At 60.8% G+C, this 19,543-nt stretch carries 17 protein-coding genes and 2 pseudogenes; 13 read left to right on the top strand and 6 right to left on the bottom strand.

Annotated features, from left to right (window positions below):
• Positions 1-223: 223 nt before the first annotated feature.
• Both CTP10_RS32330 and CTP10_RS32325 read right to left on the bottom strand, forming a co-directional pair.
• Entirely contained in the window at positions 224-1,093 is an 870-nt protein-coding gene (locus tag CTP10_RS32330) for a LysR family transcriptional regulator (protein WP_158577742.1), read from the bottom strand.
• A 136-nt stretch (positions 1,094-1,229) separates the two neighbouring features.
• The gene (locus CTP10_RS32325) at positions 1,230-2,678 is read right to left on the bottom strand and encodes a M81 family metallopeptidase (protein ID WP_116323120.1); all 1,449 of its coding nucleotides are present in this window, start codon (positions 2,676-2,678) and stop codon (positions 1,230-1,232) included.
• A 317-nt stretch (positions 2,679-2,995) separates the two neighbouring features.
• Between CTP10_RS32325 and CTP10_RS32320 the strand changes: the two genes are divergently transcribed.
• Both CTP10_RS32320 and CTP10_RS32315 read left to right on the top strand, forming a co-directional pair.
• Positions 2,996-3,964: a Bug family tripartite tricarboxylate transporter substrate binding protein gene (locus CTP10_RS32320; protein WP_116323121.1), complete on the top strand. Its 969-nt coding sequence runs from the start codon at positions 2,996-2,998 to the stop codon at positions 3,962-3,964.
• A gap of 33 nt (positions 3,965-3,997) precedes the next feature.
• Positions 3,998-4,909: pseudogene (locus tag CTP10_RS32315) on the top strand (acyclic terpene utilization AtuA family protein); the annotation flags it as partial.
• Between the two features lie 406 nt (positions 4,910-5,315).
• On the opposite strand, the pseudogene CTP10_RS32310 reads toward CTP10_RS32315, so the two are convergent.
• Positions 5,316-5,570 (bottom strand): annotated as a pseudogene (locus CTP10_RS32310) (porin); the annotation flags it as partial.
• Positions 5,571-5,680: 110 nt separating this feature from the next.
• The gene (locus tag CTP10_RS32305) at positions 5,681-6,619 is read right to left on the bottom strand and encodes an ornithine cyclodeaminase family protein (RefSeq protein ID WP_116323122.1); all 939 of its coding nucleotides are present in this window, start codon (positions 6,617-6,619) and stop codon (positions 5,681-5,683) included.
• 364 nt (positions 6,620-6,983) lie between these two features.
• On the opposite strand from CTP10_RS32305, the gene CTP10_RS32300 reads away from it, so the two are divergent.
• Positions 6,984-8,306 (top strand): D-amino acid dehydrogenase, encoded by a 1,323-nt coding sequence (locus CTP10_RS32300; RefSeq protein ID WP_116323123.1) that lies wholly within the window; start codon positions 6,984-6,986, stop codon positions 8,304-8,306.
• Between the two features lie 367 nt (positions 8,307-8,673).
• On the opposite strand, the gene CTP10_RS32295 is transcribed toward CTP10_RS32300, so the two are convergent.
• Complete coding sequence (locus CTP10_RS32295; protein ID WP_116323124.1) at positions 8,674-9,414, bottom strand: helix-turn-helix domain-containing protein; 741 nt, start codon at positions 9,412-9,414, stop codon at positions 8,674-8,676.
• 154 nt (positions 9,415-9,568) lie between these two features.
• Here CTP10_RS32295 and CTP10_RS32290 point away from each other — a divergent pair, with 154 nt between their 5' ends.
• The 4 genes from CTP10_RS32290 (at position 9,569) to CTP10_RS32275 (ending at position 12,128) form a co-directional block, all read left to right on the top strand.
• Entirely contained in the window at positions 9,569-10,198 is a 630-nt protein-coding gene (locus CTP10_RS32290) for a YebB family permuted papain-like enzyme (RefSeq protein ID WP_116323150.1), read from the top strand.
• Positions 10,195-10,932 (top strand): sterol desaturase family protein, encoded by a 738-nt coding sequence (locus CTP10_RS32285; RefSeq protein WP_116323125.1) that lies wholly within the window; start codon positions 10,195-10,197, stop codon positions 10,930-10,932. Before CTP10_RS32290 ends, CTP10_RS32285 begins: the two co-directional genes overlap by 4 nt.
• Positions 10,933-11,280: 348 nt before the next feature.
• Positions 11,281-11,751, top strand: a complete 471-nt coding sequence (locus CTP10_RS32280) for a DUF2924 domain-containing protein (protein WP_158577743.1) — start codon at positions 11,281-11,283, stop codon at positions 11,749-11,751.
• A gap of 17 nt (positions 11,752-11,768) precedes the next feature.
• Positions 11,769-12,128, top strand: a complete 360-nt coding sequence (locus tag CTP10_RS32275; RefSeq protein WP_233528402.1) for a patatin-like phospholipase family protein — start codon at positions 11,769-11,771, stop codon at positions 12,126-12,128.
• 238 nt (positions 12,129-12,366) lie between these two features.
• Here the strand turns inward: CTP10_RS32275 and CTP10_RS32270 are convergent, their stop codons facing one another.
• A complete protein-coding gene (locus CTP10_RS32270; RefSeq protein ID WP_116323127.1) occupies positions 12,367-13,371 on the bottom strand; it encodes a Bug family tripartite tricarboxylate transporter substrate binding protein in 1,005 nt (334 codons plus the stop codon).
• A gap of 268 nt (positions 13,372-13,639) precedes the next feature.
• Here CTP10_RS32270 and CTP10_RS32265 point away from each other — a divergent pair, with 268 nt between their 5' ends.
• The 6 genes from CTP10_RS32265 to CTP10_RS32240 all read left to right on the top strand — a co-directional run bounded on the left by CTP10_RS32265 (position 13,640) and on the right by CTP10_RS32240 (position 19,449).
• On the top strand, positions 13,640-15,091 hold the full coding sequence (locus CTP10_RS32265; RefSeq protein ID WP_116323128.1) for an aldehyde dehydrogenase family protein: 1,452 nt from the start codon (positions 13,640-13,642) through the stop codon (positions 15,089-15,091).
• Positions 15,092-15,132: 41 nt separating this feature from the next.
• The gene (locus tag CTP10_RS32260; protein ID WP_116323129.1) at positions 15,133-16,677 is read left to right on the top strand and encodes an acetolactate synthase large subunit; all 1,545 of its coding nucleotides are present in this window, start codon (positions 15,133-15,135) and stop codon (positions 16,675-16,677) included.
• A gap of 99 nt (positions 16,678-16,776) precedes the next feature.
• Positions 16,777-17,685, top strand: a complete 909-nt coding sequence (locus CTP10_RS32255; RefSeq protein ID WP_116323130.1) for an NAD(P)-dependent oxidoreductase — start codon at positions 16,777-16,779, stop codon at positions 17,683-17,685.
• 40 nt (positions 17,686-17,725) lie between these two features.
• On the top strand, positions 17,726-18,193 hold the full coding sequence (locus tag CTP10_RS32250; RefSeq protein WP_158577744.1) for a cupin domain-containing protein: 468 nt from the start codon (positions 17,726-17,728) through the stop codon (positions 18,191-18,193).
• Between the two features lie 11 nt (positions 18,194-18,204).
• A complete protein-coding gene (locus tag CTP10_RS32245; RefSeq protein ID WP_116323132.1) occupies positions 18,205-18,501 on the top strand; it encodes a DUF1330 domain-containing protein in 297 nt (98 codons plus the stop codon).
• Positions 18,502-18,588: 87 nt separating this feature from the next.
• On the top strand, positions 18,589-19,449 hold the full coding sequence (locus tag CTP10_RS32240; RefSeq protein WP_116323133.1) for an IclR family transcriptional regulator: 861 nt from the start codon (positions 18,589-18,591) through the stop codon (positions 19,447-19,449).
• Positions 19,450-19,543 lie beyond the last annotated feature (94 nt).

Raw genomic sequence — 19,543 nt, 5'->3', positions numbered from 1 at the left:
ATGATTGCGTGACCGAACAAGGCCTCAATTGCGCCATTGTGGCGGCCTCACGCCGTTACGTCTCGCCCCTGCACTGCTAAGCCGGAAAGAACTAAATGATGCCTCGAGCGCGGTAATGAGCACCATTGAACCACGCGCCAGGCGTCTTCTTTGAACGCTTGCGCTAGGGGTCTCCACCCGTCGCGATCACCCTGCAGCGCTTCAGTTTTCGACCGGCCCCGCTTTACTTTCCGCTTAGACGCTTCGTAACTTGTTCGATAAAGACCTTCAAGGCGTGTGTTCCTACGTTGCTGGCCGCAGTCATGATGCATACACCCACCGACAACGGAGGCTCGACAAACGTCAACTCCTCACTAGTGGACTGAGCGGTGTACTCGTCAATTATCGCGAAACCCACGCCCCGCTCTACAAGTGCTCGTGCGAGGTAGTAGGTCTTGACCTCAATTGTCGCACTGCCATCGTTTATGGCGGGAAGCACCTCCGCGATGCGCGAACCAAGGGGGTCGGCAGAATCAAGGCGAATCCACTCGGAACGTTCCAACTCATCGAGATGAACCACGCTGCGTCCGCGGCGAATACTTTCCGGGCCAAAGAAAACGGCGCGGGCTCGCCCCAATTCCTCGACAGTGATCCCCGGCGGCGCTGACGGTTCGAAAGCGATGCCAATGTCAATCTCTCGCGCCAACAGTAGCGCCGAAAGTACCTCGTTGTTCTCGGTACGAATGTTGATCGAGACATCCGGACACTGGCGAATGAACTGTGCTACCGCTTGAGGAACCAGACTGAGTCCTAGACTGGGAATGCATCCAATCCTCAGTATTCCCCCTGGGTGCGCAGTGAGGTTGCGCGCGAGTTGCCGGACGCGCTCCAGACTCGAATGGAGATGTTTTGTCTCCTGAAACAGGACCGTTGCTTCAGGCGTTGGCTTGAGCCCCCCGGGCAAGCGCTTGAACAGCGAAATCCCGAGGCTCTGCTCCGCCTGCGCAAGCATCTTGCTCGCCGCAGGCTGCGAAATGTTCAGCAATTCAGCGGCGCTCGACAACGAGCCTGCCTGCATGACTGCGTGGAAAACCTCGATATGACGTAGCCGCATGCCAGTTCCATGTGTTAGTCGCGCACCGACGGTGACGATATGCTTTTTGCGCAAATCCCTCATTGGCGACCACACCAAACGATCCAGCTTCGCATCTGCAACCACATCCTGCCAGTTACCCGCGACGGCGAGGACGTCAGCTCAACGTGATCGGCCATTTGGGCAGCTTAGCCTTCCTATAGGTCAGCAAGTCGTAACACGGCGTGGCCGAACCCGGAGCACCGACGTAGAGAACACGTTGAGAGACCTTCGAATACGAGGCATAGAAGTGCTGCGCCGATTTGACGACAACGATCTTCTTCTTGGCGATGTCGCAACCAAGACCAGTGAAGACATCCACGTTTAGTGCCTGGCATCGGTTCGAGATCAACACACACTCGATGCCATCGAATTCAACCAGTGCCGCGTCCCCCACGGATAGCGGATCGCCGGTTAGTCCGGTCATGACGTGGCCACGACGCAGCGCCTTGACGTGGCACGTGACATCCAGCGGATCTCCGGATACGGCACTGATCTTCCCGCCGATCCGAATACCGACGCGCGAACCTCCCCCCGCGGCGAACGCCATCTGTACAGCAATGGGATCCCAGAGCGGGCCCACGGCAACGTCGGTAATACCACGCTCGATGAGCCGCTCGAGAATGAAGGTCGAATCGCCAGCCGCGCCGCTACCTGGATTGTCGGACCGGTCCGCAAGGATGGCCGGCGTCGGTCCTTCCTTCAGCGCGCCGTCGAGCGCTTCATCGATCGTCAGGTAATTCGGCCGAAGTTGTTCTCGCAGCGTGACGAGCTCGTCCGCCAGGCTTTGCGCAAGTGCGTGTCCCCCTGCGGGGTCCCCATCGGTGTAGACAAGAACCTTTGTCCCCATGGCCGGCACGTCGCCCGTCGCGAAACCCTGGATCGCCGAAATGGTCAGCACGCCATTCTTGCCTTCCAGAGCGGAGAGCTTGTCGACGAACGATCTACCCGGATTCCGGGAGGTGTGAATCGGCACGACCATGTTGGTGTCGACTACTGCCGCTACGGGGCGGATCTCGCCTGCGTACGTGCGAGCACACAGATCAACAAGTTCGACGGCACGCTCCCTAATATCCGTATGCGGATATTCCTTGTACGCGATCAGGACATTCGCCTTGGAGACCATCTCTTCGCTGAGGTGCGCATGCGGATCCAACTCACAGCCAATAATTGCCTCTGGTCCAACCAAGCCGCGGACGCGGGCAATCAGGTCGCCTTCGCAGTCGTCGTAACCGTCGGTAACCATTGCGCCATGAAGACCGAGGAGGACCACGTCGACCGGCAGTGCTTTCTTCAGGTCGTCGAGCAGTTCGTCTCGAAGGGCCTCGTATGCAGCGCGCGTCACTAGCCCAGCCGGCTGCGCCTGCGCATACAGCCCCTCGATCACCGTCCAACCTTCGGTACGCGCGCGCTCCCGCGCGATGATGAGAGGCGCAGCGTAGCGCGTCGACTGCTCTGGATGCGTGCCGGCCGGGAAATACCCACCCTCCTTGAAGGCGTCGAGTCCCGTAGGCAATGGAGAAAAAGTGTTGGTTTCGGTGCCAATGCCGGCGCTAAATACACGCATCGTTTACCCCTGTCGTTTGCCGCTGACCGCAGCCGATCCGGAAAAGTGACGCAAGAGCGCCAGAACGGGGAAAGTATGGCGCGCGCGCCCGAACCTGACAAATGAGAAAAAGCGAGGCGTCTTAACCGGTGGTTATGCACCATGATAGCGATGTTACGCACCGAGGTAGAGAAAAACCCTACGGCATAACCAAAAACTATGTCGCCCCTTATCTTTTCATTAGACGGGGACCGCCTGTCACATCAATATGACATCGCCCCCAGCCGCGTTTGCGGCGGTTTTCCACGATTGCGTGCATTTTTCGCTGAATTGAGACCATGAGCCACTCCTTGCTTCGCAAAATCTTCGTTGCCTCCGCCTTCGCCATGTCTATCGGTGCCGCCCATGCGGGCTATCCCGATCGGCCCATCCGCGTCATCGTGCCCTCCGCCGCCGGCGGAGCCCCGGACATCGTTGTACGGATTTTTAGCAACGAGATCGGCAAGAAGCTCGGTCAATCGCTCGTGGTCGACAATCGGCCCGGCGCCGCCGGCAACATCGGCATGCAGGCCATCATGACTGCGCAGCCTGATGGTTACACGATCGGCTATGGCAACAACGCTACGTTGACGACGAACGAATTCTTGTTCACGAAGCTGCCGTATGACCCCAACAAGTTAGAGCCGGTTGTCCTTCTGACCAGGACCGCGAGCGTGCTGGTCGTGAACAACGATCTGCCGGTGAAAAACGTGCAGGAACTCGTCCAGTACTGCAAGCAACACGGCGACAAGGTTTCCTTCGGCTCGGCAGGTATCGGCACCTCGGCACACATTGGTGCCGAGCTCTTCAAGACCATGACTGGTATCAAGGCAGTGCATGTACCGTACAAAGGGGCTCCTCAAGCTCAGAATGACCTGATGGCTGGCAATGTCCAGTTCATGTTCGACAACTTCGGCCCCATCGGGCCAAATGTGAAGGCAGGTAAGGTCCGCGCATTGGCAGTCACGTCCAAAGCGCGAACGCCACTCTTCCCTGATCTCCCGACGATGGATGAGGCAGGCGTCAAGGGCTTCGAAATGAGTGCCTGGGGTGCCATCATCGCTCCTCCCGGCACACCGGCGGAGATCGTCACGAAGCTCAACAAGGCATTCAATGAGGTCATGCAGGACAAGAACGTCCAGGCCCAGCTTCAGAAGCTGGGCTCCCTGCCTGTGGGTGGCACCCCGGCCGATGCCCGGAAGCATATCAAGGCCGAACGTGCGAAATGGGGTGAAGTAGTACGCAAGAGCGGTGCAAAGGTCGAATGACCGGGCTGGCCGCAAAAGAAGTCTTGCACCCTCTTGCGCAGCGGGTGTGCCGCCAGCTTCGCTGGCGATCGCACCGATGCTGCCCGGGCCCGTCGTTGACGCGCTGATCGCGGCCGGTGGTCCAGCCTTCCTGATCTTTGAAACGCTGGCGGAACGCACGCTCGCGCTGGCGCAGCTTGCGTGGCGCGCGGATCCGAATGCTGGCTATGAACCGCTGCTCGTGGACATCCTGCGCCTGGTGCTCGGGCGTTGCCTTGCCCATGGCGTGCGCATCGTCAGTAATCTCGGCGCAGCCAACCCAGAAAGCGCGGCCAAGCGCATTCACGCCCTCGCCAGCGAGCTCGGCCTTCCTAAGCTGCGCATCGCCATCGTCTAAGGCGACGACGTCTCTGGGCCGGCGCATCGGCCGCTGTTGGAACAGGCTGTAGGCGCCAGCTTCTCCACGCTGGATGTCGTATCGGCTAACGCCTATCAGGGCGCAAAAGCCATCGCGGACGCGTTGCTTGCGGGCGGGGACATCGTAGTCTGCGGTCGCGTTGCCGATCCGTCTCTCGCGGCCGGGCCAGCACTCGCGCATTTCGGCTGGGCCTGTGATGACTGGGCTCGTATCGCTCGCGCGACCTGGCCGGACATCTGTTGGAATGCGGCGCCCAGGTGCCCGGCGGCTAGTATGCCGACCCAGGTAATAAGGATGTCCCCGGCATGGCATGCCTTGGCTATCCGATCGTCGAAATTGATGATGACGGAAACTGCATCATCACGAAACCTGCTGGCACGGGCTGACGAATTGATGCACATACAATGAAGGAGCAGCTTCTGTACGAGGTGCATGATCCAGCCGCGTACTTCACGCTGGACGTGATCGCCGACATATCGGACGCGCAAGTCACTGAACTGGCGCCAGAACGCGTGCGGCTCACCTCGACACCAGCGAGTCTTAGACCAGACGGTTGCGGCCAGCAGGAGTCTGCTGGCCGGGTGCACGTAGCCCATCTCTCCTCCACACTTCCCTGGCCAGTAGCGGAAAGTTGGATGCGAGCGATAGTCTCTTTCATTTTTGGAATCGACCTTACGACGAGCTTTCGAGTGTGGTCCGCAGGCACATCACGACGTGATGTTGTTAAGACCTGCGCACCAATCCGGCGCCCGCACCAATGCGTACAGACTAACTGAGGGTTATGCACCGTATCAGGCAATCCGGGGTTTCGCATAACCGCTGTCTATGTCCACCCCAAACATTTCATTGGACGCAGGGTTCTGGACCGCGCACCATGAGCGCAATCAAAGGAAGAGCAGTGAGTAGGAGAAGATGATGCAAGACAGATTCAGCCGAGCACAGAAGACCGCTTGTATTGCGGCCACTCTCCAGGGCGAAGATCGCCCGCAAGCCACCCCCAAGATCCTCGGAGCCGCGCAGACCCCAGCGAGATCCTGAGAGATTGCCCGACTGCACGCGCACGACCGTGCTGTCACCCGGCTTCTGGTGATTCACGAATTCGACACCAGCGTCAGCTACGCCGTACAACGTCACCGACGATTGCGCGTATGCTTCCCCGGCAACCAGGCCCAGAGCGGCCGCTGCCATCCACACTTCCTTCTTCTTCATGGCTCTAAGGTTTCCCCTCGTTGAAAAAGCGAGCGCCGGACTACCATGAACGGCATAATTGCTTTGCGCTTATGAGATCCCCCAACCGGGGGCTTGCACTGGAAGCGGTGTCAGGTGTGCGAATCTATGACTGCACGGGCTTCGAGCTTCTTGTAGACGAGAGCCGAAAGAGCAACGTCGACAAGCCCCACGCCAACCGACTTGTAGACACCGATGCCTTGAGCTGCGCCGTGAGCGGCAGCGTCTTCAGGCAACACCTCCCCGATCTCCAGAACGCGATCCCAGTCGACGACGCCATCCTGCGCCATCACCAGGTCGCCAGCCTCCTTGCGCGCCTGCTCCTTGTGCTCGACGATAATTCGGGTTGCGCGCTGCAGCGTGGAATCATCAATTTCGCGCGTCTGTGGCTTGCTCGATCCGATCGCCGCGACAAACGCGTGCGGCTTGAGGAGCTTGCCATCAAACAAGGGCGTCGGGCTCCGGGTGCATGTGATCACTACATCCGCTTCCGGCACAGCCGTAATTGCCTCAGCAGTCTGGAACTCCACGTGCGGATGCGCTTGCGAGAAACTGGCCGCCATTGCTTCTCCGTCGCCCTTACTGACAATGAAAACGCGGCGGAACACATCGAATTCCAGCAACGCGGCGAGATGTGCCCGCGCCTGAACTCCCGCACCGAAGATCGTCAGCGTGGAAGCCTCTTTGGGCATTTGCGCCTCGATGACGACACGCGTGGTCGCCGCAGTACGGAACTCCGTCAGTGCGTTACCCTGGAGAGTCCCCAGATAGCGGCCGTCCTTGCCATCGAAGAGCACGACAACGAAGTCGAATTGCCCAGCGTTAGTGGAATAGACCTTCGCTCCGCACATCCCGGCCGGCGCCACGATGCCGCCCATAACACTGAGCGTCAGATGGTAGAGATAGGTACGCGAGCGGGGAAGGGTTACGGCGCGTCCCTGTGCTGCCGCGATGAACGCATCGCGCACAACCGCGCTGCTCTCGCGCATGGTGAGAACGCTGCGGACTTGCTCATCGGTGATCAGTTTCATAGTGGCGTGCTTCCGCGTCTGCCTAATGGCAGTACTGCATAGTGGTGAGAGAGGCCGATTGTTTCCCGATCACGCGCCTTCGTCTAATGCGTTTTTTTTGCCCCGCCTAACCTGAGGCTATATGCCGGGCGATGTGCGTTTCCAGCTACGGCCGCGCGACTATTGCGCCCTTCCGAACAGCGTTAGCCTCGAAATCGTGCGACGCATACATCGACGCACCAAAATGGATTAACCAAGGGTTATACCCGGTAGCGTTTTGTCAATTGCGCCGAATAGCCGACGTTCGCATACTGGCGTAACGCTGAAATTGCAACAGCGAGCGTCTCTCCAGTACGTAACTGGGATAACAACCCCATCCGAAACTATGCATGTATGTGTGCTTGGCGGCGGCGTCGTCGGCGTGACCACCGCTTACTTCTTGGCTCGTGAAGGTCACCGCGTCACAGTCGTCGAACAACACCCGGAAGCCGGCGTCGAGACGAGTTTTGCAAACGGTGGCCAGCTCAGCTACAGCTACGTCGCACCACTCGCCGGCCCGTCGGCTCTGCATCATTTGCCCGCCTGGCTTCTCAGCAAAACGGCACCCCTGATCTTCCGACCCAGTCTGAGTCTTTCGCAGTGGACTTGGTGCATGCAGTTCCTGCGCCATTGCACGACTGACCGCAGTCGGCAGACAACCGTAGAGATGCTCCTGCTTGGCGCCTACAGCAAAGCGGTGATGAATGATGTCATGCAAGATGAAGGCATCGATTTTGACCATAGCAAAAGTGGCAAGCTGGTGGTGTATCGTGATCCTGTCGAGTTCGAAGGTGCGAAGCGGCAGATGGACTTCCAGGCGAAGTTCGGCGCCGAACAGAGTGCGCTGGACGCGAAGGCTTGCGTGCTGGCGGAGCCTGCGCTTTCCGCAGTCGGTGAAAGGTTGGCTGGTGGCATCCTGACCCCCTCCGAAGACGCTGGGGACTGCTATCTCTTTACGCGGGAACTGGGCCGTGTCGCCAAAGAAAAATATGACGTCAAGTTCCTGTTCAACAATCGCGTCCATGGGCTGGTCCGCGAACATGGCAAAGTGGTGGCGGTGCGCATCGACTCTGGCGAACTAATTGCGGATTCCTACGTCCTGGCCCTCGGCAATGGCAGTTCGGAGCTTGCAGCCGACGTTGGCATCCGACTGCCGATGTATCCACTAAAGGGATATAGCCTGACGGTTCCGGTAGGTCCGACACATCGGGCACCTTCGATGAGCGTGACCGACCTCCATCACAAGATCGTCTATGCCAAACTCGGGCAGCACCTGCGAGTTGCCGGGATGGTCGACATGACGCCCCCCGGCTCGAAGGTTGATGCGGCCCGGATCGAGCTCCTGAGGTTGCAAGCCGCGGCCACGATGCCGAATGCTGGGGATTTTCCCGACGCACAGGTCTGGACCGGCGCCCGTCCGGCCACTCCGGACAGCAAGCCTCTCCTTGGCAAGACCAACGTTTCGAACCTTTTGCTGAACACTGGCCATGGGGCGCTTGGCTTCACCCTCGCCTGCGCCAGTGCCAAGCTCGTTGCGGATACGTTGTGCGGCCGTTCCTCCGCGCTCGATCTGGCGCCATATCAGCTCGCAGGTCGGAACGTGCGCCGCGACTACCGGAAACTTGGCTCGCCTATTCATCGACCACGTTGTGGAAGCATTCCGCGCTGAGGGCCTGGCAGAGCGGCTGGCAGGCAGCCTCGGGGTTTAGCGTTTGCCTACCGAGGCAAAGCAAGGCTTCGGCGTCCGCTCTGGCCGTACTTGAGTCACTCGCCGGGCTTTAATGAAGGGCGGCTCCGGGTCGCTATGCAACGTTCGCGCTTCCAACAGACAGTTGACCCAGAGAACTGGAGAATCAGCCCACATAGGTGCTGCGCCGCCCCCCAATCTGCGGCGAGAGTCCGAGGGCTTCCGCTTATTTTCGCTGCGGGAGCCGTAGGGCTTACAGCGCCGCGCTCTTCGGCCTGCGAAACTTCACCTTCACTAGGCTGGATCCGCCGGATCCGACAGGCTGAGTGGCACGGCGGTCAGCGCCCTCTTACCGAGGCCGTTGGCGCAAGCTCGCAAATCCGCTTGGCTCCCACTCCCGTGTGGCCAGAAGCATGCCGATCCCACGACGCTGCGCCAGAGGCGCAGACGCGGACTCATCATGCAACAGAGCAACACGGGCCCGAAGCCGTTGCAGCTCCAACCGCAGTTGCTCAAGCGCCGGGCCGGTCAACATGGCGTGTGCAAACTCCATGGTCTGGCCCGGCGCATTAAAGGGGCTGTCGAGAAAGTCGTTCAGCCCCTCCTCCCTGAAAAAATCACGAATCGGGCCATCAGGCAGCCAGTCAAAATCGCGCATGACGCGCAGACGGATCCGGTCGCCGGGCAGGAGGGTAATCAGACCCATTCGGTCAAGCACAAGAAGCCGCTTCACACACTCCGCGCGGGTAATCCGGTAAGCAACCACGATCTCATCCGCCGACCAGTGGTTTAACGCGCAGACTGCAACCAGCAGCAGCTTGCGGTCTAACACCAGTTGCGCCTCCTGTTCCCGGGTAAGCCCCCGCAATACCGGCAGAGCGGCGGCGGCCTCCTGAGTGAGTTCGGCCAACGTAAAGCCGAGGAGCGCGGCGAGCTGGGCTAATCGGTCCAGGTTCAGCCGTTCACTGGCGAACAGCCGCTTGACGCTGGCTTCGGATAGGGCGAGTTCTTTCGCGACATCGCGATAGGTCAGCCCCTGCGCCTTGAGCTGGCGCTTGATTGTGGCGACGAGTAGTTCAACTTCGTTCATGGTTCGCCCCCTAACGCTAGAAGAAATCGGAGCCACGTATCAAATTGTGATACTCGATGGCCATCCAATCGCCACTCTGGCAGAGATTTTCACATTTTTCGATACCCCGTGCCATGCTGTGTTCATCGACATAGCGCTGCCAGGGAGACCATCCATGCAGATCGATACCAACGTTCTGGACCTTGCCACGACGCTGCAGGTTGGCGATGTTGTCTTTATCCGCGTTCGAGCCCGCCCCTTTCGTGAAGTTGCCACCGCCACGGCCTCTTGGACAAATCACGTCGGCATCGTAGTTGCCAACTCGGGAACCGAAACGTCGATAGCGGAAAGCACGTTCCCGCTCAGTCGAACCACCTCCCTCAAACGCTTTGCTGCGCGCTCCGAACATGGGCGAATTGCCATCGCCCGGCCGCGGCAGCCGCTGACGGCCTTGCAGCAAGTCCGACTGTCTGAGGCCGTGCGCCACCGCATGGGCATCTGGTACGACACTGGCTTCAACCTTCACTCGCGACGCCAGTTCTGCTCTCGTTTCGTGCGAGAAGTGCTGGCGGAGTCAGCCGATATCCGTGTCGGCGAACTGGAGACATTCAAGGAACTGCTGGCGCGTCAGCCTGACGCCGCGCTTGGTTTCTGGCGGTTGTGGTACTTCGGCCGGATTCCATGGGAACGGGAGACGGTCACACCTGCCAGCCTCCTTCGCAGCCCCGCACTGGAACTGCTTTTCGATGGAATCGTCCAGCCAGCGCACGCCGCCGCCAACCGGTCCGGAGGAGCACAAGCATGATTTCCGTCATTCTTATCGTCTGTGTTTGCTGCTTCGTACTGGAACGCATTGCTCCAGGCTGGCCCCTGCCACGCGTGCGCACATGGCCTGTTCGAGTCCTGCTGGTCAACTCCGTCCAACTCGGCGTTGTTTTGCTCGCCGGCATGAGTTGGGAACGGTGGCTGGCATCGTGGTCGCTGTTCCGCCTCTCGGACCATGTTTCGCCGGCCGCCGGGGGGCTCGTCGCCTACTTCATCGCGACCTTCGTATTCTACTGGTGGCATCGCTGGCGCCACGAGTCGGACTTGCTCTGGCGCCTGTTCCACCAGATCCATCACAGCCCGCAACGGCTTGAGGTGATCACGTCGTTCTACAAGCACCCCGCTGAGATGGTTGTCAACTCAATAATCGGCAGCCTGTTGGTCTACACGTTGCTTGGCCTGTCGCTCGAGGCGGGCGGCGTCTATACGCTGTGCACTGCGTTGGGTGAATTCTTCTATCACACCAATGTCAGGTCGCCACGTTGGGTTGGATTTGTGTTCCAACGGCCAGAAATGCATCGTATCCACCATCGTCGTGGGCATCACCGGAACAACTACGGTGACATCACCTGCTGGGACATGCTTTTCGGCACCTATGAAAATCCAGCCAAATGGCGGGACAGTTGCGGCTTTGATGGCGACCGCGAACAGCGACTGACGGAGATGCTGACCTGGCGTGATGTCCATGCTGGTAAGCGGCCGGATTCGCGGTGATATGGACTAGCGGCTATAGCAGACTTGACCCGGGTCGTCCACGAATAGAGGCCGGCAATGCTCCCACAGTGGCGTGATACGGCCCGTCATGCTGAACGTCGCGGAGGTAGCCGGGCGAGCAAGATCGGCCACCAGGAGCCGCTCGGGTCGGCCGGCCGAACTACAGCGCAGCCCAGCGGTTGCTGTCGTATGCCCTTCAGCCTTCGTAGTCACGGCCTTGGCTTGCATGCCGGTCATTCAGTGCATCGGAGACGCCTGAGTGGCCCTCGGTTTGTCTTGCCACAGAGGGCCTTGCTGCTTCTTAAGAGTTACTCTATAGTTTACTCCACAGTAACTCTGGAGATTGCCATGACAAACATCGTGAACGACGCTGTCAGCGTCAGCCTCCCGAAGGCGCTGCTCCTGCGTATCCAGGCCAAGTCCGAGATGCCCGCGATCGAGGGCCTCGAAGGCATCCTGACCCGGGTCCTCAATGAACACGACACGGCGTACCCGAACCAACCGAAGCACGTCGTCTTGGCCATGCCAGTTCAGCAAGAGCAGAAGTCCTTCAAGACTCAGCGGGGGTTCGAGCTGCCGATCGGGTTGGAGCTATTCGCCAACTACGACGGCAAGCACCTGACCGCGAAGGTAACCAAGAGCGGCATCGAGTACAAGGGCAAGACGTATGAGGTGTCTCCGTCTGCGTTCGCCGCCAAGAAGGACTGCGGTGCCACCGACACAGCAGCATCGACCAACGGCTGGAAGTTCTGGATGTTCAAGAAGGACGGCCGGGCACAGTTCATCGACGCGCTTCGGCCGCCTGTCGGTCAGAAGTGATCCTCAAGGGAGGGACGATGCAAGAGGAGCCTGCCAAGACGTGTCGCATCCTCGCCCTCGACGGCGGTGGTGCGAAAGGCTTCTACACGCTCGGCGTCCTCAAGCAGCTTGAGGCACTGCTCGGCGGTGAGCCGTTGGCCACGAAGTTCGACTTGATCTTCGGTACCAGCACGGGAGCCATCGCGTCGCTGCTGGCGCTAGGCAATTCAGCCAAAGACATCCACGCCCTGCAAAGGGCACGTGCCCAGAATCATGGGGGTGCATTTCAAGGGGCCGCGCACGATAGCCTTGGAGCAACTCGCGAAGGACGTGTACGGCGACCTCAGATTCGACGCCGTGAAGACTGGAATCGGGATCGTCGCCACCAGATGGCGTGAAGAGCGACCGATCATCTTCAAAGCCAGCGTCGCGCAAGGGCATGGATCGCATGCGACCTTCAAGCCTGGATTCGGTTGCACCATCGCCGACAGGCGCCTGCCGGCCAGGAAGCGACGGTCGACCGCACGCCCCGAACGGCGAGTCTACGCTTAGCTTCGGCCATCCAAATGAACCTCATGCAAGCTCCCGACCTACTTCTGTCGACATTCGTTCCCTGAGAGGCAGCCGCTGAGGTGCTTACTCGACGACGATCCCGCGCTCCTTGATCAGCGTTGACAGCCGCTTGCTCTCGTCATTGAGCAGGCTTCGGAAAGATGGCTTGTCCAGTGCCACCGGTTCGGCGCCGAGTTGCGCGAACCGTTGCTTGAGCACTGGCGAGGCCAACACCTTCTTTAACGCCGCAGAAAAGCGCTCGCTGATGTCGGCCGGGACCTTATTCGGTGACCAGACACCGAACCAGATATCAAGGCTCGCATTGCGGATGCCCAGGTCCGCGTATGACGGCGCGTCCGGAAAGAACGGTGACCTGCTCTCGCTCGCCACTGCCAGCAGCTTGACCTTGCCACTACGGATGTGGGGGAAACCAATCCCCGGGTCGAATACGACGTCCGCCTGACCGGCCATCACATCCTGCAGCGCAGGGGCGGAGCCTTTGTAAGGCACGTGCGAGATCGACGTGCCGATGCTCTGGTTCAATAGCTCGGCGGCGAGATGCGGTGCCGTCCCGGTACCGGCCGACGCGATGTTTATCTTGCCCGGCTGCGACTTCGCCAAAGCGATGAACTGCTTGGCGTCCCTGGCCTCAAGTGTTGGACGGGCGACCAGATACATCTGGGCGCGTCCGATCGCCATGACGGGCGTCAGATCCCGGGACGGGACGAGATTCGACTTGAACAGATATGGGTTGGCCGTCTCAACCGAGGTGGGCGCAATCAGAAACGTGTACCCGTCCGGCGCCGCCCTCACGACTTCGCCGAGCGCCAGGTTGCCGCTCGCCCCTGGCTTGTTGTCGACGATCACCGTCTGCCCCAGTGCTTCATTCAGCAACTGTGCAATCGCACGCGCCATCACGTCCGTTCCGCCGCCGGGAGCGAAACCGACCACTAGGCGGATGGGCCGTGCCGGCCACGCGGGACTCTGGCTTGCCGCCGGAAACGCTGCACCAGCCAGCAAGGCGGCAGCCAGCGTCAGTACCGCGCGGCGTGAACGGAAATGAGAAATGGGGCTGAAGCGGTGGGTCATGGTTGGTTGTCTCCTGGATTGTCCTGGCGATCGGAAGCGCCCTCGGATCAACCATAGTCGGATCGCTTGGCGTTGTAAATACGGTTTCATGGTTATCCATAGGATAATTTTTCGCAAAGTGCCCCACGCCCCACTCTTCGACGAAATTATCCTATGGATAACGCTACAACCCTATTTACAACGCGACTCTGATGTTCTACCGTTCGGTTCATCGGCAGCGGCCTTCAGCGCGATCGGCCTGCCGCAACGCAAATCAACGAGAGATAACGTGCTTGATAAGAGACAGTTCTATATCGATGGGGAGTGGGTCACGTCCTCGCGGCGCCAAGACCTAACGGTGATCGACCCAGCCACCGAACAACCCTGCGCAGTGATATCCGTCGGCGATGCGCTCGATGCGGACCTTGCGGTGCGGGCGGCAAGGCAAGCCTTCTCAGGCTGGTCTCGTACCAGCCCGGGCGAGCGCCTTCGGCTGGTAGAGCGCCTGCTGGAGATCTATGAGCGACGCGCTACGGAAATGGCGCGGATGATCAGCCTGGAGATGGGCGCGCCCTTAGACATGGCGCGCTCCGAACATGTCGGCGCCGGCGCGTATCACATGAGGAACTTCATTACCGCGTTTCGCACGTTCTCGTTCGAACGTTCCCTCGGCACGCATGCACCCAACGATCGGATCCTGATGGAGCCGATCGGCGTCGCCGGCCTCATCACCCCGTGGAACTGGCCCATGAATCAGGTCACGCTGAAAGTCGTGCCCGCATTGCTGGCCGGCTGCACCGTCGTGCTGAAGCCATCCGAGATCGCGCCGCTCTCCTCGATGCTCTTTGCCGAGTTCATTGAGGAAGCGGGCTTTCCGAATGGTGTGTTCAATCTCGTGAACGGAGACGGCACCGGAGTCGGCGCGCGCCTGTCATCCCATCCCGATATCGACATGATCAGCTTCACGGGCTCGACCCGTGCTGGCGTCGCCATATCCAAGGCCGCGGCCGAAACGCTCAAGCGAGTGGTGCTCGAGCTCGGCGGAAAAGGGGCCAACCTCGTCTTTGCCGACGCGGATGCGGATGCGGTCAGTCGCGGAGTGCTCCATTGCTTCAAGAACACCGGCCAAAGCTGCAACGCCCCTACCCGCATGCTGGTCGAGCGCTCGGTCTATGCGCGCGTAGTCGACGAGGCCCGCGAAATCGCCGAGAACTTCGCGGCCGAGGCGGCGCACGCGCCGGGGAAGTTCTTTGGCCCGCTGACCTCGGCGGCGCAATTCAGGAAGGTCCAAGAAATGATCGAGACAGGCATGGCGGAGGGCGCGCGACTTGTTGCAGGCGGCCCCGGGCGTCTCGAAGCGCACGAATGTGGCTACTTCGTGCGGCCAACCGTCTTCGCGGACGTGACCAACCAGATGACCATCGCCCGCGAGGAGATCTTCGGCCCTGTGCTCTCGATCATTCCCTTCGACACCGAGGAAGAGGCGATCGCCATCGCGAACGATACGCCGTATGGGCTGGCCAATTACGTGCAATCGACCGATGACGAACGATGCCGCCGCGTCGCGGGCCGGCTGCGTTCGGGCATGGTGGAGATGAATGGCAGGCCACGCGCACCGGGATCTCCTTTCGGTGGCATCAAGGCGTCCGGACGTGCCCGCGAAGGCGGGATCTGGGGCATTGAGGAGTTTCTTGAAGCCAAGGCGGTTTCTGGCTGGGCGGATCCTGCCTGCTCGCGCTGACCCCACGCGACCAATCTTCATCGAACCGGAGAACACACAACATGAATGGCGCCGAAAGTCTGGTCACCACACTGCTCGAGTCGGGCATCGATACCTGCTTCGCCAATCCCGGCACCAGCGAAATGCATTTCGTCGCGGCCCTGGATCAGATACCAGGTATGCGGTGTGTGCTGGGGCTGCAGGAGAACGTCGTTACCGGCATGGCCGACGGCTATTTCCGCATGGCCCGGAAGCCCGCGAGCACGCTATTGCATTGCGGCCCGGGACTTGCCAACGGCTGGGCGAACCTTCACAACGCTCGCCGTGCGAATAGCGCGGTCGTCAACATCGTGGGAGATCAGGCGACCTATCACCGCCCGTATGATGCGCCCCTCACTGCCGATACGGCCGCGCTCGCGGGCGCCGTATCGGCATGGGTCCGCACGAGCCAGTCCGCAGCCGACGTCGGTCGTGATGCGGCCGCCGCGGCAGCCGCTGCGCGCACCGCGCCCGGACAGATCGCCACACTGATCCTGCCTTCCGATACTTCCTGGGATGCGGGCGGCGTTGCCGCGCGCGCATTGCCCGTACCGTCGGCGCCATCGATCGATCCATTTGCCGTCGATAATGCGGCGCGCATTCTGCGCCAGAACACCAATGACGTGCTGATCCTGCTTGGCGGCGAATGCGCGCTGCCCGAAGCGCAGGCGCTCGCCTGGCGCATTGCCAGTTCGACGGGCGCGACCCTGAAGTACGAGTACGTGATGGGGCGCGTCTCGCGTGGACGAGGCCGTCTGCCGATCGAGCGGGTGCCCTACAGCACCGATCAAGCCATCAAGATGATGGCATCGTTCCGGCACATCATCCTGGTCAACGCCAGGCCACCAGTCGGATTTTTCGCCTATCCCGGCAAGCCGTCCCTCCAGTATCCGCGCGAAGCCCAGATCCATCATTTGTCGCGCATCGACCAGCATCCCGAAGCGGCCCTGCTTGCGCTGGCGGAGGCGCTGAACGCGCCAGTGGTCGATATGCCGCCCGCGCAGCCCTGCTCTGAAATCGTTACCGGTGCCCCCACGCCGGAAGGGCTGGCCCAGACGATCGCCGCCGTGATGCCGGAGAACGCGATCGTATCGGACGAAAGCATTTCGTATGGCCGCAGCTTCTACCGATTCACCCACGCTGCAGCACCACATGACTGGCTCTCACTGACCGGCGGTGCCATCGGCGACGGACTCCCGGTTGCAACCGGCGCGGCGGTGGCCTGTGGGGGCTCGAGACGGGTCATCAGCCTGCAGGCTGACGGCTCGGCGATGTATTCGCTTCAGTCGCTTTGGACGCAGGCACGTGAACGACTCCCCTGCACGACGCTTCTGTTGGCCAACCGCAAGTACAACATCCTGATCGGCGAGTACGAGAACGTTGGAGCATTACCGGGGCCCACGGCCATGAGCATGCTCGATCTGTCGAATCCCGATCTCGACTGGGTCAGGCTCGCCAACGGCATGGGGGTGGAAGCCGCACGCGCAACGACGCTCGAGCAGTGCGCCGATCTCATGAAGCAGAGCTTCCGCCAGGACGGTCCCTTCCTGATCGAACTGTTGATCTGAGTGAAGGCCGGCACTGCAACGTTACCCGAAGCACGCCGCGCGGCACCAACTGCTGGTCGCGGCGCGCGGAGATCTACCCAGATACAGAGACATACGAACATGAGCGAGATGACCCACGTCGGCTTTTTAGGCCTTGGCAACATGGGTGCCGCAATGGCATTGCGGCTTATTTATCCCGGGTACCGACTGCACGTCTACGACCCCAACCCGGGAGCCGTGTCGAGACTCGTGGACGCTGGCGCGGTGGCGCATGCCAGTCCGCGTTCGGTGGCCGATGCCGCCGCCATCGTCATGGCCTGCCTGCCAAGCGAGGCGGCATGCGAAGCGGCGATTTTCGGCCAGGACGGCGTGGCGGCCGGCAACGCGTTGCAGACATACGTCGAGATGTCGACCATCGGTCCGACCGCGGTGTCCTCCATCGCCGAGAGACTTCAGCGTCAGCATATCGCCACGGTGGACGCGCCAGTCAGTGGTGGGCCGGCTGCCGCGCGTGCGGGCACGCTGTCCATCATGCTGGCTGGCGCGAACCATGACATTGCGCTGGTCATGCCCTCGCTGGCTCGCATCGCGAAGACGATTCACAACCTGGGCGATCAGCCCGGCCAGGCACAGGCGATGAAACTGGTGAACAACATCATGCTGGCCGCCAACATGGCCGTTGCATCGGAGGCGCTGGCGATGGGCGCCAAGGCAGGCCTGAGCGCCGACGCCATGGCTGACGTCATCCAATCCAGTACCGGGCAGAGCGCGGCGGCAGACATACTCGCTCGCTTCGCCCTCCCCGGATCGTTCGACTTCGGGGCACACATGTCGATCCTCGCAAAGGATGTGGAACTCGCCATCACGGAGGCCCGCAATCTGGGCGTCCCGGCGCGGGTTCTGGAGCAGGCCCGGGGCGTCTGGCACACGGCAATGGAAGAAGGACGCAGCCAGGACGATTTCACTTCCATCATCAAAAGCGTGGAAGAACGCGCCAACGTGCTGGTACGCGGGGCACCACGGCGGTGACCCGCCAATCGGTTCTTCAATCATGACAACGACAACACTCATGGAGCAGATCATGGATTCATCCACCGACAACGTTCATTCCGACGCGTCGATTGCCGACGCAGAAGCGCTTGCGGCAAAGCTTGCCTATGCCACGCCCGAAACGGCGCCACAGGTGCCGGGACGCCGCTCATTCTTCAAGTATCGGGACCTGGGCGTGACGACTGCCACTGATGGCCGCATGCGCGCGCAGATAACTCTTGCAACCGGCGAAATGCAGCAAACCGGGTGGCACTATCACCTCTGCGATTCCCAGTTCATTTATACGCTGCGCGGCTGGGTCGACCTGGTCTTCGAGGACGGCCGCCACCTTCGCATCAGCGCGGGAGAATCGCTCCTGATCCCTGGCGGACTCAAGCACAACGAGCTGGCGATCTCACCAGACCTCGAGCTTCTCGAAGTCTCGATTCCGGCAAAGATGGGAACGGTGGCCTGCGACCCGCCAGCGAACTTCACCTCATCCTTCTGACGGGAGACAACATGACGAAAGGTTATATTTTTGCCGAGGTAGACATCCATTCCCCCGGCGCGGAGTGGGATGAGTACGCCAGGAAGGTCCAGCCCACGCTGGATTCCTATGGCGGCGTGTTCCTGATTCGGGGAGGCACGCCCAACGTCCTCGAGGGCGACGCCAAGACGGGGACGTTCGTGGTTCTGGAGTTCGAGAGCCCTGAGCAAGCCGAAGCCTGGTACACCTCCACGGACTATCAGCGCATTCTGCCGCTCCGTCTGCGAAATGCCGACGCGCGCGTCATTTGCTTGCCAGGGGCCGGGTGAGTTCACGTGTCATCGCCCGTGATAAACTCAAAAGTCGTTCGCGCACCCTGAATCCGAGCGCCCCTTCCGAGAGGAGTATCGACGGCTTTGACAAAAGCAAAAAAAACCATCGCAGAACCATCGGCAGTATCGGCGGACGACCTGCCACCGACTGCTGCCGGCAATGGCGCAGGACGGCGCCGGATTCAGTCGGCCGACAAGGCAACGGAGGTTCTTCTTGCGCTTGTCGAGGCGGGTAAGGCGACACCCCTCAAAGATCTGGCGCGCGCCATCGGCATGCCAAACAGCCTCGCGCATCGCTACCTCGCGAGCCTGATGGCAAGCGGTCTCGCGGTACAGGATGAAGTCACCGGTCTCTACGACCTTGGGCCGACGGCGGTACGCATTGGCGCGTCCGCCCTCGCGCGTGTTGATCATTTGCGCCTCGCCAGCGAAGCGATGCCACAGCTAGTTTCCAGCACGGGATTGCCTGCCCTCCTGTGTGTGCTCGGCGATCGCGGCCCCACTATCGTGCGATGGGAACGCAGCTATGTGCCGTTCATCACTACGTTGTCGGTGGGCTCGACATTCCAATTGACGAACTCGGCTACAGGTCGCGTGCTACTCGCCTTCACCCCCGATCAGGTCAGAGATGACCTGATCGAGTTGGCCGTTTCGAAGAACCATGAACAGCCGCCAGTGAAGTTGCTTGAGCGTCTTTCGACGATCCGGCGAGTCGGATACGATGAAGCGGAATCGGTTCTCATTCCAGGACTGTCAGCCATGAGTGCGCCGATTCTCGATGTTCAGAACGAGGCAGTCGCCTGTCTGACGCTAATCGGCGCAAGCCCTGATGTCCGGCGAATCAAGACAAAGGCAATCCAAGCGCTGGTCGAGGCAAGCGTGAGCATCTCGCGGTCCTGCGGGAGCAACCTGTCGTTCGCCTCGTTGGCCGATCCGACAACATAAGCTTGATCTCCTGCACTGCAGCCTGATCGTCTGCCAAAACCTGATATCCAACTCGCGGGCGACGGTCGCAGCACCGAGCCGGGCGACCGCTCTT

Origin of the sequence: Cupriavidus sp. P-10 (genome assembly GCF_003402535.2) — a bacterium.
Lineage (GTDB): Bacteria > Pseudomonadota > Gammaproteobacteria > Burkholderiales > Burkholderiaceae > Cupriavidus.
The sequence above is the reverse complement of the archived record's forward strand: the minus strand, read 5'-3'. Positions and strand labels throughout refer to the sequence as shown.